The sequence below is a fragment of the Phyllobacterium trifolii genome (assembly GCF_014192095.1).
Taxonomy (GTDB): domain Bacteria; phylum Pseudomonadota; class Alphaproteobacteria; order Rhizobiales; family Rhizobiaceae; genus Phyllobacterium; species Phyllobacterium trifolii.
The window spans coordinates 115562-130849 of record NZ_JACHXN010000011.1 but is presented as its reverse complement, the minus strand read 5'-3'; the positions used below and the strand labels follow the sequence as shown (position 1 = coordinate 130849).

Sequence of the window (15288 nt, the reverse complement as noted above, 5' to 3'; positions counted from 1 at the left end):
TGGTGCTAGCCGAATGAATAGCCCGCACCGCGTACCGTACGGATGGGATCAATTGAGCGGCCAATGTTGATGGCCTTGCGGAGACGTCCGACATGCACGTCGACCGTGCGGTCATCAACATAAATATCTGCGCCCCAGACATTGTCGAGCAGCTGACCGCGCGAAAAGACACGGCCGGGAGACTGCATCAGGAATTCCAGGAGGCGGAATTCCGTCGGGCCGAGCTTGAGTTCGCGTTCCTTGCGGTAGACACGGTGTTGCTCGCGGTCGAGCTTGAGGTCGCCAAAGCTCAGCACATGTGACAGAAGGCTCGGATTGACCCGGCGCAGCATGGATTTGATGCGTGCAAGCAGCTCCGGTGTAGAGAACGGCTTGACCATGTAATCGTCCGCGCCGGTCGCAAGGCCACGCACCCGCTCGCTTTCCTCGCCGCGTGCCGTCAGCATGATGATCGGCAGGATTTCCGTTTCGCGCCTGGCTCTCAGCCGCCGGCAGAGTTCGATGCCGGAAAGGCCAGGCAGCATCCAGTCCAGGATCAGCAGATCCGGCACCTTCTCCCGCAAGGCTATTTCCGCTTCGTCGCCGCGCGCAATAGTCTCGACCACATAGCCTTCAGCTTCAAGATTGTACCGGAGAAGGACGCTCAAGGCTTCCTCGTCCTCCACAACGGTGATTTTGGGAGCTATCGCCATTTTCTGCCTTTATTTAGGATGCGAGAGGTTCATCCATCACGATGGTGTGGGATTGATCTTCCTTCGGGCGCTCTGCAGGAAGCTGCGTTCCCGTCACAATATAATAAACTGTCTCTGCTATATTCGTCGCATGATCGCCGATGCGTTCGATATTCTTTGCACAGAAAAGTAGATGCGTGCAGGCAGAGATATTGCGCGGATCTTCCATCATGTAGGTCAGAAGTTCGCGGAACAATGACGTATAGAGCGCATCGATCTCATCGTCGCGCTCGCGCACGATATTGACCTGCGCGACCGAACGTGTGGCGTAGGCGTCGAGAACGTCCTTGAGCTGCGTCAAAGCCAGTTCGGCGATCGTCTGCAGCCCGCGATAGACCGAAAGGGTCTGCCTGGTGTCGGTGACCGCAACCACCCGCTTGGCAATGTTCTTGCCAAGATCACCGATGCGTTCCAGATCCGATGATATGCGGATCGTACCGATGACTTCACGCAGGTCGATCGCCATGGGCTGGCGCTTGCCGATGATGGTAATCGCCTTTTCGTCGATCTCGCGTTGACCAGCATCGAGGATCAAATCATCCGAGATCACTCGCTGTGCGAGCGCATTGTCCGAATTGACCATGGCAGCGACGGCCTGCTCGACCATGCGCTCCGCATGTCCGCCCATCTCGGCGATCTTGTGCGTCAGGAATTTCAGTTCTTCGTCGTAGGAACGGACGGTGTGCTGTGCTGTCTGTTCGGTCATGATATCAACCTCTTTCCCGTGATCAGCCGAAGCGTCCGGTGATGTAGTCTTGCGTGCGCTTTTCCGTCGGGCTAGTGAACATCATTTCCGTATCGCCTACCTCAACAATATTGCCCAGATGGAACATCGCGGTGCGCTGCGATACGCGTGCCGCCTGCTGCATCGAGTGCGTCACGATGACAATCGTATAATTCTCGCGCAATTCGTCGATCAGCTCCTCCACCTTGGCGGTGGCGATAGGATCGAGTGCCGAGCACGGCTCATCCATCAGGATGACTTCCGGGCTGACCGCGATGGCGCGCGCAATGCACAGGCGTTGCTGCTGGCCGCCGGAAAGGCCTGTACCCGACTCATGCAAGCGGTCTTTCACCTCAGTGAAGAGCCCTGCCCTTTGGAGGCTTTTTTCCACGATCTCATCCAGATGGTGCTTATCCTTCACCAAACCATGAATACGCGGGCCATACGCCACATTCTCGAAAATCGACTTCGGGAAGGGATTGGGCTTCTGGAACACCATCCCGATTCGTGCACGGAGTTGGACGACGTCGATCTTGGGATCGTAGATGTCACGGTTGTCGAGCGTAATGTTGCCGGTGACACGGCATATGGAAATGGTATCATTCATGCGGTTGAGGCAACGCAGGAAGGTGGACTTGCCGCAACCGGACGGCCCGATCAACGCAGTTACCATTTTTTCCGGAACGTCGAGGCTGACACCGAACAAAGCTTGCTTCGCGCCGTAGAAAACCGAGACGTTGTCGCCCTTCATTTTTGCCTTGGGTTGATCAGGAGCGGGGTACAATTTCTTTTCCACATCGACTTCAGAGAGCATATTCATATTCCTTATACCTCATTTACCAGCGACGTTCGAAGCGTCGACGCAGCATAATCGCCGCAGCATTCATGACAAAAAGGAACACCAGCAACACCAGGATGGCGGCCGCTGTTTTGGCTTGGAAGGCAACCTCGGGAAGATCGGACCAAAGATAGATCTGCACCGGCAGAACGGTCGATGCGTCCGTTATGCCTCCGGGTATATCGACGATGAAGGCGACCATGCCGATCATCAGCAAGGGTGCCGTCTCGCCAAGTGCGTGCGCCATGCCGATGATGGTGCCGGTCATGATGCCTGGCATGGCCAAGGGAAGGACGTGATGGAAGATCGCCTGCTGGTGAGAAGCCCCGACACCCAGCGCCGCCTCCTTGATCGACGGCGGCACTGACCGCAGCGCCGCGCGTGATGCGATGATGATCGTCGGCATTACCAAAAGGGCCAATACAAGACCACCGACCAATGGTGCTGACCGCGGAAGGTCGAAGAAGTTCAGGAACATCGCCAAGCCAAGCAGACCGAACACAATAGACGGTACAGCGGCAAGATTGTTGATGTTGATTTCGATGACCTCAGTCAGACGGTTCTTCGGAGCAAATTCCTCAAGGTAGATGGCTGCGCCAACCCCGAGCGGCAGACATAAAATCAGCGTAACAGCCAGTGTCCAAAGTGTCCCGATGAGAGCTCCGCGAATTCCCGCCAATTCCGGCTCGCGTGAATCTCCGGAGGTAAAGAAACGTGTAGCAAAGCCCCGCTCAATCGTTCCTGAGGCCTTCAACTGTTCAAGCCACGTCGCTGCCTGATCCTGAACACGGCGATTGGATTCAGGAGTGACCAGGGTCAAGATCGACCACGAACCGGGGCTCGCGGGTTCGGCGCTCTTTGGCGTGATCAATTTTGTTCCATCGACGCCAGCGGGGCTGATCTGTGTCGCCTTGATGGTTCCACCATTCACATTGACCAGCAGGCTCGGCAGTTTGTCGTCCAACTCGATCGCCGTATTGGCGTCGCTGATGCGGGCGTTCAGCGTCTCAGCTTCGGCCTTGTAGGTGTCGACCTGACCGCGCAGCGATTCGGCGGCGTCGCCCTCCATCCCCTGCAGAGTCTTCTCGAGGCGGGCAATTTCGGTGTGAAGCCGGTCGAGACGCTGGAACAAGAACGCCTGTATCTCCTGGAATGCCTTCCCGAAGTCATCCCCGGACGAACGAAGCGCGTAGGCATCGCCATTCAGTGTCTGGGTGAGTGTACCTGTTCCTTTAAGGACAATCTCGTTCGTCTGATAACCCTTCAAGAATTGGTCTGCATCGTCCGAAAGCAAGACGGGAACAGTGAGTTCCTGACCTACCAATGATGGGTTGTTTGAAACCATGCGCCTGAAATCATCCGCGGCACCTGAACTCAACAATCCGTTGAGGGCCCTCCGGTCGGCCCGGGTGGTTACATCCGGAAACTGGGCCGCCAATGCATCACGGATTATCTTGTCGTAGTTGCCGGCCAACAAGGTGGTCCGGTCGCCGGTTTTTTGTGGGTCCAGAAGCGCCTGATCGGCAACAACCTTCAAATCAAGTCGGTATTCGGAGAACGCAGGTATCCCCTTGAACAAAACGTCGAGAAGCACGACGGAAAGGAACAGGGCCGTAAGGACGATCGCCGCGATGCCATAGAACTTGAAGCGGCGCTCCGCGCGGTAGCGCTTCTTGACCAAAGCATCGCGCGGTGTGTCGGTGACAGGGATGTCGTTGGTGGAGGCGATGTCAGTCATATTGTTCCCGATATCTCTTGACGATCTGTAGCGCGATGAAATTGAGCACGAGGGTGAAGAAGAAGAGGACGAAGCCGAGGGCAAAGGCAGAAAGCGTCTTGGCGCTGTCGAATTCCTGGTCGCCCACAAGGATGGTCTTGATCTGGACGGTGAAGGTTGTAACAGCTTCAAGTGGGTTGAACGTGAGGTTGGCAGCCAAGCCCGCGGCCATGACGACGATCATTGTCTCCCCGACCGCTCGCGAGATGGCGAGCATGAAGGCGGAAACGATCCCCGGCAATGCCGCCGGCAGGATGACCTTCTTGATGGTCTCGGACTTGGTGGCCCCCATGGCATAGGAACCGTCGCGCAAGCTTTGCGGAACGGCATTGATGACGTCGTCCGAGAGAGACGATACGAACGGGATGATCATCATGCCCATGACCAAGCCGGCAGCGAGCGCGGACTCGGACGACACAGACAAACCTATGGACTCGCCTGAGCCTCGAATGAACGGGGCTACTGTCAGCGCGGCGAAGAAGCCCAGGACCACGGTAGGTATGCCGGCGAGAATTTCGAGAATTGGCTTAACGATGCTGCGGGTCCTGGGGCTCGCATACTCCGCCATATAAATTGCCGCGAACAACCCGAGGGGCCCCGCGACGGCAATGGCGATGACGGTAATCAACAGCGTCCCCGTCACGAGAGGAACAATGCCGAATGCGCCCGAGGATCCAACCTGATCGGCGCGTATCGCCGTCTGGGGCGACCATTGAAGACCGAACAGAAAGTCGATTGGATTTACTTTGCTGAAGAATTGGATGGTTTCAAACACGACCGAGAACACGATGCCAACCGTGGTCAAAACGGCGATCGCCGAGCAGGCAAGAAGGATGTACTTCACCAGGCGTTCGACGCTGTTTCGCGCACGGAATTCCGGACCGATCAGGCGGAAGCCGAACATGGCGGCAACGAGGGCAGCAGCTATGCCAGCTATCAGCAAAAGCCAACTCGTGATGCTTGCAGCACTTGAATAGGCGGACGCGGCTGTGGTCAGTTCCGGAGTTGCGGTGCCGGCGTAGTTACCTGCAAGCACCGATTGGATATCCCGCAGGACGGCGCTGCGGCCGAGTTCGTCTGAGATCGTCGCAGGATCCAGGCCCGAAAAGGCCCTCGCCTCGATGTACCTTTCGGCCAGAGGAGCTCCTACAATAAAAATAAGGATCATGGGCAGGCAGATCAGAGCCGCCAGAAAAAGACCATGATACGAAGGAAGGGAGTGGAGAGAAGCTGGGTCAGCCCCAGCGATGGATGACGCTCTCTGTCGTCCTACAAGGAACCAAGAGACAGTCAGAAGAGCAAGAATGAGAAAATATGCTGTGGTCATCGGCCCACCAATCCCGGTCAGAAGCTTTTGGCTCGTGCGAAGATGGGGCGGCCAGAGATGATCTCTCCGAACGCCGCCCCAGACCCATGGATGGAGCTTATTTCAGCTCATCACCCTTCATCGGTTCCAAGGTTGCCATTGCCTTGGAAACTTCGGCGTGCCGTTCGGCCGGCAGAGGAACAAGGCCCTTTTCGGCAAGATAGCCGTCTTCGCCCGTCGCGCCATCGGAAACATACTCAGCCACAAACTTGTCGAGGCCAGGAACCACCCCAACATGGGCCTTCTTGACATAGACGAACATCTCACGGGAAGGCTTGTAGGAACCGTCAGCGATCGTCTCGAACGACGGTGCAACACCATCGATCGGCACGCCGGCCAACTTTGAGATGTTCTCTTCGAGGAAGGAATATCCGAACACACCGAAGGCCTTCGGGTTGGCTTCCAGCTTCTGCACGATGACGTTGTCGTTCTCGCCGGCTTCAACGTACGCGCCGTCTTCACGAACCGACTTCCAGGCGGCTTCGAATGCCTTGGCATCCTTTTCCTTGAGCGCTTTCATTGCGGGGATTTCAGCGGCACCTGGCTCCATGAAAAGTTCATGCATGGAATCGCGCGTACCGGATGTTGGAGGAGGACCGAGAACTTCGATCTTTTCGTTGGGAAGCGACGGATCGACTTCCGACCAGTTCTTGTATGGGTTGGGAACCAGCTTGCCATCGGCGTCCGGAACTTCCTTTGCGAGGGCAAGGAAGAAGTTCTTGCGCGAAAGCTTCATCGGCATGCCTGTCTTCGACTGGGCAAAGCTGAGACCGTCAAAACCGATCAGCACCTCGACGATGTCCTTGACACCGTTCTTGTTGCAATCGGCAAATTCGCCCTTCTTAATGCGACGCGAAGCATTCGTTGCGTCCGGGAACTTTTCGCCGACGCCTTCGCAGAACAGCTTCATGCCGCCGCCAGTGCCTGTCGATTCAACGACCGGGGTTTTCATGCCCGAGGTCTTGCCGAAGTTTTCAGCAACTGCCGTTGTGAACGGATAAACGGTGGATGATCCGACGATGCGGATCTGGTCGCGGGCTGACGCTGCGCCGAGTGATGCTGCGACTGCGATGGCAGCCACTGCTACTGTAGATAGAAGCTTTTTCATGTTAATACTCCCGTTGGAAACTGTTAGAGTAACCGCTATCTACAGAGCTTTTATAACAGTCGTGTGACACTTATATTACGGTTTGATCACAGCTCCCCGTGCGGGCCCTCGATGCCCGGATCAAATTGAAATCATTAAATAAAATGGATTACTGATGGGCGAAATTAGCTCAACGGGAAAAAGGGTATCGGCAAACCTTCAACGATTTCAATTACATCCTCTGGAAGATGCGCGACCCCGTCCGCAACCGATAGTGGGAAAAGTCGCCCGGCGGACCCTTTTTCGAGCATTTGGAGTCTGGGTCGCCCCAAAGAATCCGACCCTGCAACGCTTATAGGGATGAATTCAGAACGTCCCGCAGTCTTGCGGTATGTGAACGCTGCCACGCCTACCTGTGCTACCGAATGCACCGAAGCCAAGCCCGCCGTGCGTCTGATCGCCGGCATGACTATTTGGTTGAACGTAACGGCGGCGGCATACGGATTTCCGGGAAGTGCTCCGAAGATGCCGTTTCCAAGTCGGCCCATTTTGAGCGGCTTTCCCGGCCGCATAGCCACCTTCGCAATCTCGAACCGCCCGCCGTTCTCCTGTAGGGCCGCTGCAAGATGGTCCTCCCTTCCGGCAGAAGCGCCTCCGGTCGTAAGCAAAACGTCACATCGCGCCACTACAGCGGCGATCATGTCGCTGATCAATTTCCTGTCGTCCCTGACCTGTCCAAAATCAATCAGTTCCACCCACGGTTCGGTGAGGGAGGCGGCCAAAAAATACTTGTTCGAATTGAATATCTGCGCGTGGCCCAATTGTTGACCCGGCTCGACGAGCTCGCTGCCCGTCGTGAAAAAACCGACGCGTACGGGCGCATAGACTTCAACCTCGCCGATCCCCAGCGCCGCCAGAAGGGCAATCTTGTTTGGCGTTATGAGTTCGCCCTTGCGGACGACAAGCATGCCTGAGGCGACGTCCTCGCCTGAATGCCGAACGTTTGCGCTTCCACGGGGGCGGGAATGCACTGTCAGCCTCTCTCCGGCGACATCGCAGTCTTCCTGTCTTATGACGGTGTCAAATCCCTTCGGCATGGACGCGCCCGTGAAGATGCGCAAAGCGAGAGACATGTCGACGTGGTCGGGGGGCAGATCACCCGCGGCAACGGTGCCGGCGATGTCGAATACCCAAGGGCCCATGCCGGTGGCGATCATCGAGGAATGGATTGCGAAACCATCCATCGCCGAGTTGTCGAATGGGGGAATGGAAATCGGTGCGCGAATGTCGATTGCGCAGACTCTCGATCGGGCCCGGAGGAGCCGAACGACCTCGAAGCGGTAAAGCGGCTGCGACATTGCCACCGCAGCGGCGACCGCCGTTTCGATACTGACAGGCTTCTCGAATGAGCCAGCCTGACAACCGTCGTCCACCTGCCATCTGACCTTGAGCCCTTCGGGCGTGTGATCCATTTTGCTCCTACTGGGAAACGCTTTGAAGATAAGCGTACAAATCCTTGATGTCCTTCGGATTTTTCAATCCGACAAACGCCATCTTTGTGCCTTTGACCTTATCTTTGGGTGCAACAAGATAGTCTTCGATCGTCGCCTCGTCCCAAACCAATCCGCCAGCACCGGCTGCCTTCATGGCCTGCGAATATTGGTAGCCCGCGAGGGTTCCGGCAGTCCTGCCGATCACCTTGTGCAACGAAGGGCCGACTTTGTTCTGCCCTTCCTCGACGGAATGGCATGCCGCGCATTTCTTAAAGACCGTGGCCCCGGCCGTGATGTCTTGTGCATGAGAGGTGCTGTTGATCGCAAGGAGGGAAACGATGGCCAAGGCCAAACGGGCATTTACCATAAAGGAGCTCCGGTTGAATAAATGGGACGTGGTAGCATCCGCGCACCCAGCTAGTTGGCGGGTGCGCGGACATATCTCCTGATCAAGTCGCCGAATACTCCTTCGACTTGTACGTCATATGCTTCACATTCTCGGGCGCGTCCGAGATCTTCCGGATGTTCCCCCAAGTCTGCTTGTAGTTCGGAAGGATCAACTCGTTCGTACCCCCGTTGATCACGTTGCCTACAGCCCCTGTCGGGAACCCGAACAACATGAACGTCTCCCCCTTCCGGGCCGTCGGCGTCGGATAGACGATGGCCTGGGTCGAGCCGCTCTCGTTGTAGATTTCGACGAGGTCACCGTTGCCGAGGCTGAGCTCCTTCATGTCGTCGGGACTCATTTCGATGAACGGATACGGCCAGCGATCCATGATGAAGTCGTTTTCCTGATCTAGAAACGCACTCTGCCAAATCAGGTTGGCTCGTCCGTTGTTGATGAGGTACTTGTTGTTCTTTTTCTGCTCTTCCTTTCCCGGAGCCTGCAGGCCTCTCCACTTCGTTTCGAGGAAAGTTGCCTTGCCGTCTTTCGTCCCGAACTTCCCGTCGGTGTAGAGGCGCTTCGTACCGACGATCTTGTCCCCTTCGAACGCCGTCGCCGGTTCCTGGAAGCCGTTGTTGCCCATGGCGCGAAGACGGTCGTAGGTGACGAATTCGCCGCCCTTGGCGTTCTTGTTGTAGCCGTCCATGAACGCGTCTTCTTCCGTCTTCCAGTCGTAGCCCTTGAACTGGTCGGCGTATTTGGCGTCCCCCATCTCGCGAAGGACCCGCTCCAAGTTTTGGGCGATCCCGGCGGCGATCATGCAGTCGGGTTTGGCAACGCCGGGCGGGTCCATGTACCGCTCGACGAGACGCATGCGCCGTTCGCCGTTCATCGACGTCAGGTTCATCTCCCCCGATTCAGTCGCAGGGAGCCATACGTGACTTGCAGCGCCGATCTTCGTGGGAATAATGTCGACGTCGACCGAGAACAGGCCGCCTGCATCAATAGCCGCGACGATCGCGTTCACCAGAGCTTCTTTGTCGCCGTAAGGAACGCCGTTCATGGCATCTTTCACGAGATCGGTGCGTTTTTTGTAGACGCGGTTGAACTCATGTGCGTTGAGCGTTGTCTTGTAGTGATCGCACGCCCAAATGTGATGGACGCCGCCCTTGCCTTCGATCAGCAGCTTGTCGACGTACGGCGCTGGCTTCCCCACGTGCGCATCTGACGGACGAACATAGCCTTCCTGATGGCCACCCATACGCACGCAACCGCCGCCTTCGCGTCCGACATTGCCGGTAGCCAACGCAACATTCACGAGAGCGGCGTTGGTGCGGTAATTGTCGTTGCCCCAAATCAGACCCTTCTCGTAGGCAAACATCGTGCGCCGCCGCTTACCGCCGTCCTTCGGTTCGGCGATCCAGGCTGCGGACTGTTTAATCTGGTCGACGGTTAGGCCCGTTATTTCGGCAGCTTCTTCCAGAGTCGTCTTGTTCTTGGTTACGGCATCATCGAAGCCGCTCGTCGATTTGGCGATGAAATCCTTGTCCGTCCAGCCCTGCTCGGCAATATAGGTCAGCCATGCATTGAACAGCACCATGTCCGTTCCGGAGTTGATCGCCAGGTGCATGACCTTGTCCGAACCGGCTTCCGCTTCGGCTGCGTTTACGGAGACCGTGCGTCGCGGATCGACGAAAATGATCCGGGCGCTGTCATGGGGTTCGTCGGGCAACTGCTCCTTCTTCTTGTCCATCGAGGTGCCGCGCAGATTGGGGATCCAATGGTTGAGGAAATAGTTGGTTTGCGTTTCCAGCGGATTGTTGCCCACCGAGACGAGCGTGTCGGCTAATTCGGCGTCCTCGTAACAATTGTTCAGTTCGCCCACACCCATGTCGCGCGTCGCATGAACCTCTGAATTGTAGGCGGGGCGATTGTGAATCCGGATGTTCTTGATCTTCATGGATTCGAAATACAGCTTGCCGGTACCCCAGGTGTTTTCATATCCGCCGGCCGAGCCGCCATGATCGAAGACCGAGACGAAAAGACCGTCCTCACCCTGTTTCTTGATGACCGCGGCAGTGACTCGAGCGACGAGGTCGAGTGAATCCTCCCATGTGGTCGGCTGCATCTGGCCATAACGCCATACCATCGGTGTGGTTAGGCGCTGCTGTTGGGTTCCTCTAGCGCGGCTGAACCGGGTCTCGCCCATCCGTGCACCGCGCACAGACCCAAGTCCGGAGTTCACTTCGCACTCGTGGTCTGGCTTGATGACGATGTGTACGTCTTCGCCGTTCTGCTGGACGATGTTGTACATCGCGGGCGCGTACCAGACATCGGTTTCGGCGGCTTGCTGTTTTGCGAGATCAACGCCGAACACATTATTTGCCGGATCGGTACCCCCCTGTTTGTTTACCGGCCACGAATAGGCGTGATAACCGCATCCTACGATGCAATAGTGGCAGGTCACGTTGTGCTTCTTTGCATCGGCCGGAATAATCGGCAAACGGTCAGTTTGGCTCTTGAATGCCATGATTATGTCCTCCCTAAAGAACGTTGCTCAAACGGCCATAAAGCAGCTCGTCGAGACCTTCGGCGTAGATGTCGCCCTTGTCGTCGATGCGAAGCGAATATTGCGGTAAGTTGGAAGTGGCTTGGCCCCAGATTTCCTGTCCCCCCGCCTCCGCATCGAAGACCGAATAGTGTCCGGGGCAGTTGAAAGTCCGTTTGTCAGACGAATAGCTGAGGGGAAATCCTTTATGCGGGCACGTGACGGAGTATCCCACGATATCCCCGTCCGGGCCCATGCCACCTAGAACCTTCTTGCCGAGTTTCAAAAGAACGCCAGGCGCGTCAGCATCAGGATAAGTGACGTCCAGAGGTTCATTGACCTTCAGGTCTTTCACGTTCCCAAGCTTGTTCGACGGATAATCGACTCTGGCGGACCCACTGTTGGCGGGGGTGGCGGCGGTGGATTCGCCGGGCATTGAAACCGCAACAGCAGCACCCGCTACCGCGTATGTGCTGCCCCTTAGAAATTGACGTCGACCCATGTCGACCAGTTTGCTGCAACGAGACATCTGTTCCTCCCAAACCGTTGAACTACGGTATTAGGAGCAAGAGCCGTGCCAATTCGTCGGACGGCAGTATATTCAACGAATACAGAGTCTTCAGGCTTGCGGGGTCCAAAAAATGTCCGAAAAACCGAACATTACGGGATATGGAGTTCAGTTTTCCGAACCATTGGCCGTTCTCTAGCAAACGCGGACAACGCTTGGTATTTGCCCAGGACCGCGCGAAATCCCGATAATCCGAAAGGACAGCAGTGGAGGTGCAGCGCGTCAATGATGACCGGGTTTGGGAGAACTTATCTTAGCCGCTCTGGTAAGCAATGCAGCTAGAGATGGGTGCATGTTGCTCTTAATCTTTGCGGACGATTGCGGCCGTCAAGGCCGTCAGAATTCCATCAATTGCCTAACTTGGTAGAACGTGCAATTTTGAAGCGGGATCATTCAGCGATAGGAGCCGTCCATAACGAAGGGTGCGTTCATCAATTTTCCACTGATCTATCAGGATGGGTCAATTCGAGGAGGGCTGACCAACGATGAGCAAGCCGAACGGATCCTGACGAAGAGCAGGCAACTCCTCGATAACGGATTCCCTGGCGTCGCCATCACCTACTCGGCCAACGAGCAGCAAACGCGCGATTTGCTCAAGGCCTATTCCAACGGCATTTACAAGGGTAATATCGACGGTGCGAACCAGGCGCAGGTCATGAACTCGATGGAGGGGAAGCTGAGTGAGCCGATCTGGAAGGAGCTGCAAATGAAATTGCGGATCGCGCCGATCACGACGATCCCTTTTGCGTCGAGCGACGCGCTTCAGATTGTAAAGACCGACATCGAACGGATTGCTGGCCAGCTCAGCGGAGGATGGGCAATACTCGGCTGGCAGAACCAGACGACCATTGGACGACCAGAACATCCCTATGCGATCGGCGGTGGAGTTAAAAACTTGTCGCCCGATATAGACGAGGCGGTTCAGAACGGACTGAAGTCGCTGGCGGAAGTCTACCCCGCACCAACGTAACCACTTTTGAACAGCAGGCATGGCATCCGTGGAGGGAGCAAGGGCCGAAATCCCCCATCACAAAATAGGCCGTATTTTTTCGCGTATCCTTTCGTCGTTTTAATCGAAGATTTCAGATGGGGATCATGCCATGAGTGACGACGCTCTAAAGACGGGAGTAGAAATCGCGTCAACCATTTCGATGGCGATCCCTCCACCTGCTGGCCCCATAATTACGACTGCTTTTCAGATCTTCGGCATGTTTTTGCCAGGGCCGCCGCCATCGGACGACAACCAGAAACTGCTTGAGGCCATCAACGGCTTACCAGCGCTGATTGGAAACGCCGGCACACTGAAAGATGCGGTTAAAGCCACAGGCTCGGTAAGCACTGGGGTCAATCGTGTTCTGGAGGATTGGAAAAGCGCGAAAAACACAGATTACGAGCCCACCGCGATCGACGACCTCCGGAAGAATTTCACTGACATCTACGGTGTTGGCAACAATTTCGAGGGTGATCTCGGTGATCTGCTCCACGTGGACGTTGACGGTGTCGCGGGCTATCAGACAGGCCGCACAGCCATATCTGCATACTTTAGCCTTCTGCTCGAATACATCATAGCCAAGAAGGTATTTGTCGAACTTTCGGCCGCAAAAGTTGACCTCATACATCGTGCAAGGAAGGCAGGGGCGGATGGTAACGACTACCCCACGAGAAAGGCGATCGCTGACCTAAGGGCCGACTACGATGATCTCTGCAACACGGTCCGCGATTACACCGACCCTAAGGGCAAACTCTACCCGGACATGTGGGCCGATGCCAAGGTAGCGCCATTCGCAGCCGGATTTGTCGGCAAAGTGCGCAAAACACGCGAAGACATCGTAACGGTTAAGATGGAAGGGAAGAACTCCACTGATTTCGTCGGTGCCCCGAGCACCTACGAGTCCCACTACATCGACGATCCGGTTCTCGCTGACAGTAAGCAGAAACTCGTTAGGGACACCTTCATCGACACCACATCTTCGGCTGTAGATCCCGCTGGGGTGATCGGCTACTTCCAGTGCAACAAGAGCCAGGTCGAGGGTGCGCTCGACGGGTACAAGAAGGACGTCCTGGCGAAGTTCGATGACGATATGGCCGACGTCATGAAAGGTTACGCCAAACTGCTAGAACAGGTCGGCGAGGTAGGTGCCAATTTGACGCCGGAAGACCCAACCTCGGCAATCACCGTCGAATGGGTTGACGCTGGCGTGGAAGGCTACTGGGTCGTGCCGCAGGGGCAGTCGGTCTCTTGGGGCATCCAGTTTCAGAACGGCAGCAAAACGAGCCGGATCGTTTGGTCGGATTGGTATAGCTCTCCCGGGGGTACGAAGGTGGCGCAGCTGTCAGTGCCATGTGATGAGACGACATCGGCCCTGACAAACTCTCGGACCATTTTTCGTCTGGTTCTGCCGAAAGCGCCCGATTCACCTCGATCGTCGGAGGCCAGTCCACCTGACGAGGCGATTACTGCGGTGTTGCTCCCCGACAACACCACGCAGACGACCTGGGATTTTCAGTTGTCGAAGGATGCTCAACTAGCCCCGTTGCCGCAGGCTCCGGCCGTCCTCGGTCGTGGAATCCAGGTTGTCGAGGACGGGACAGCCGGGGCTCACAGATACGTCTATCGCTACCACTACCTGAAGGCCCCGGGCCCCTTGCTGGGATCCATGACCCTCCTGAGTCCGCCGACACCACCGCTTGTTCTAAAAGCGGCTGACACGCTATCGGTCCCCGGGGACGACAACTGGTGGCCAGAGATGCTCGTGCAAGAACCGGGCCAGAAGCACCCGAGATTTGCGCCAGGACATTGGGCCAAGGACGTCTCGGATGGCGAGATGTCCGTTTGGACTGCAAGCTGATGGAGGAACGACATGTCAGAAACCCGTAAACCCGAGCGGATCGAGGAAGAACCCAAGACCGAAGAGGAAACCGAAAACCAGATCGACGACGAGAAAGAGAAACTTGTCGAGATTCGCGAACGTCAGACCGAGGCCCTGACCCAGAAAATGAGCGCATTGACCAAGTCGGTCGAGAAGCTGAGCGGTCAGCTCCAGAAGGCCACATTCGTCTCGCCGGCGATGGACGAGGCCCGGAAAGTGCCGGTACGAGATCCCAACGAGAAGGCGAAGACCAACAAGCCCGATGCGACGAAGACCAAGGCCGAAAAGAAGGTCCAGGAAGTCCTCGACGCCAATGAGGACAAGTCATCCAATCCGAAGCCAGAGCCCGACGAAAAGAAGCCCGCTGATGCGAAGGAATGGTCGGCCTCGAAATTCACTTATTTGCTCACGGCGGCGGCGTTTTTCGGGCCAACATTGCTGCAGGTGTTCGAAGGGTTGTTCAAGGCAGCAGGCGGCAAAGGTCTTAACGGTCTTGGCCTCCCGGATGAGTTGACGGCCAAACTAATGGCCTTTGTCGCCGAGAAGAAGGCGGAGGACGCCACTGCCTACTGGAAGGACATTGGCGACTATATCGCGAAATCACCCGAAGCGACGAGCGCGGATCTGATTATGCTGCTGCAGTTCATCGTCAAGACGAACCCGCTGCCCTCCCCGTTCATGTGGCCGAGCTTCGAGGAGGCAGGGACGATGGCCGCAACTCTAGCGCCGCAGTATGCGGCGGCTCCGGCCAAATTCTTTGCCGGCCTTGCCGCATTGAAGACATCCGAGGGGAAAATCCTGCCGCGAGCCACTGCAGGGGCGGTGGCACAGAATGCCATTGCCCTGTCGATGTTACCGTCAGACGCTTGAGTCGCCGTCGGGCACACGCGGAGCAACGGTA

General features: G+C 56.5%; 13 protein-coding genes. 3 read left to right on the top strand and 10 right to left on the bottom strand.

Annotation, left to right across the window (positions count from 1 at the left end; genetic code table 11):
• Window positions 1-5: 5 nt before the first annotated feature.
• From phoB to FHS21_RS17465, 10 genes are all read right to left on the bottom strand, one after another.
• Window positions 6-692 carry a phosphate regulon transcriptional regulator PhoB gene (gene phoB, locus FHS21_RS17510; RefSeq protein ID WP_183663355.1) on the bottom strand — a complete coding sequence of 229 codons (687 nt, stop codon included), beginning with the start codon at window positions 690-692 and terminating at the stop codon, window positions 6-8.
• Between the two features lie 13 nt (window positions 693-705).
• Complete coding sequence (phoU, locus tag FHS21_RS17505) at window positions 706-1437, bottom strand: phosphate signaling complex protein PhoU (RefSeq protein ID WP_183663353.1); 732 nt, start codon at window positions 1435-1437, stop codon at window positions 706-708.
• A 22-nt stretch (window positions 1438-1459) separates the two neighbouring features.
• Complete coding sequence (gene pstB, locus FHS21_RS17500) at window positions 1460-2269, bottom strand: phosphate ABC transporter ATP-binding protein PstB (protein WP_376772137.1); 810 nt, start codon at window positions 2267-2269, stop codon at window positions 1460-1462.
• A 22-nt stretch (window positions 2270-2291) separates the two neighbouring features.
• Window positions 2292-4031, bottom strand: a complete 1740-nt coding sequence (pstA, locus tag FHS21_RS17495) for a phosphate ABC transporter permease PstA (RefSeq protein WP_183663349.1) — start codon at window positions 4029-4031, stop codon at window positions 2292-2294.
• Entirely contained in the window at window positions 4024-5397 is a 1374-nt protein-coding gene (pstC, locus tag FHS21_RS17490) for a phosphate ABC transporter permease subunit PstC (protein WP_183663347.1), read from the bottom strand. Before pstC ends, pstA begins: the two co-directional genes overlap by 8 nt.
• 97 nt (window positions 5398-5494) lie before the next feature.
• Window positions 5495-6544: a substrate-binding domain-containing protein gene (locus tag FHS21_RS17485; protein ID WP_183663345.1), complete on the bottom strand. Its 1050-nt coding sequence runs from the start codon at window positions 6542-6544 to the stop codon at window positions 5495-5497.
• A 164-nt stretch (window positions 6545-6708) separates the two neighbouring features.
• The gene (locus FHS21_RS17480; RefSeq protein ID WP_183663343.1) at window positions 6709-7995 is read right to left on the bottom strand and encodes a molybdopterin molybdotransferase MoeA; all 1287 of its coding nucleotides are present in this window, start codon (window positions 7993-7995) and stop codon (window positions 6709-6711) included.
• Between the two features lie 7 nt (window positions 7996-8002).
• The gene (locus FHS21_RS17475) at window positions 8003-8383 is read right to left on the bottom strand and encodes a c-type cytochrome (RefSeq protein WP_183663341.1); all 381 of its coding nucleotides are present in this window, start codon (window positions 8381-8383) and stop codon (window positions 8003-8005) included.
• 82 nt (window positions 8384-8465) lie between these two features.
• A complete protein-coding gene (locus FHS21_RS17470; RefSeq protein ID WP_183663339.1) occupies window positions 8466-10931 on the bottom strand; it encodes an arsenate reductase (azurin) large subunit in 2466 nt (821 codons plus the stop codon).
• A gap of 13 nt (window positions 10932-10944) precedes the next feature.
• Complete coding sequence (locus tag FHS21_RS17465) at window positions 10945-11478, bottom strand: arsenate reductase (azurin) small subunit (protein ID WP_183663337.1); 534 nt, start codon at window positions 11476-11478, stop codon at window positions 10945-10947.
• 628 nt (window positions 11479-12106) lie between these two features.
• Between FHS21_RS17465 and FHS21_RS17460 the strand changes: the two genes are divergently transcribed.
• The 3 genes from FHS21_RS17460 (at window position 12107) to FHS21_RS17450 (ending at window position 15257) form a co-directional block, all read left to right on the top strand.
• Window positions 12107-12487 (top strand): hypothetical protein, encoded by a 381-nt coding sequence (locus tag FHS21_RS17460; RefSeq protein WP_183663335.1) that lies wholly within the window; start codon window positions 12107-12109, stop codon window positions 12485-12487.
• Window positions 12488-12617: 130 nt separating this feature from the next.
• The gene (locus FHS21_RS17455; RefSeq protein ID WP_183663333.1) at window positions 12618-14366 is read left to right on the top strand and encodes a hypothetical protein; all 1749 of its coding nucleotides are present in this window, start codon (window positions 12618-12620) and stop codon (window positions 14364-14366) included.
• A gap of 12 nt (window positions 14367-14378) precedes the next feature.
• Window positions 14379-15257: a hypothetical protein gene (locus tag FHS21_RS17450; protein ID WP_183663331.1), complete on the top strand. Its 879-nt coding sequence runs from the start codon at window positions 14379-14381 to the stop codon at window positions 15255-15257.
• Window positions 15258-15288 lie beyond the last annotated feature (31 nt).